We start from the raw sequence: 231 nt of genomic DNA on the forward strand, positions 1-231 counted from the left end.
GCGCCGGGCCCGACGAGGCCCGGTCGAGCCCGGGGGAGTGGGTGCTGCTGAACGCGGCGACCGTCGTCATGGCCGCGCTCGGCATCGCCCTGGCACTCGCCCTCGCGCTGCCGTTCGGCCGTCGCCTGCCCGCGCCCGCGGTCCTGTTCGTCGCGTGGACGGCCTGCGGCTTCCTCGGCTCCCTCGTGCCGTACGGGGTGGTGCTCGCCGCGCTCGGCGCCGCGGGGGCGG

Annotated in this window: 1 pseudogene; it reads left to right on the plus strand. The window is 79.2% G+C overall.

Annotation, left to right across the window (positions count from 1 at the left end):
* A pseudogene (locus G3I40_RS31270) lies at window positions 1-231 on the plus strand (hypothetical protein); the annotation flags it as partial.

This window comes from Streptomyces sp. SID14478 (assembly GCF_010548525.1).
In the GTDB taxonomy this organism is placed as follows: Bacteria; Actinomycetota; Actinomycetes; order Streptomycetales; family Streptomycetaceae; genus Streptomyces.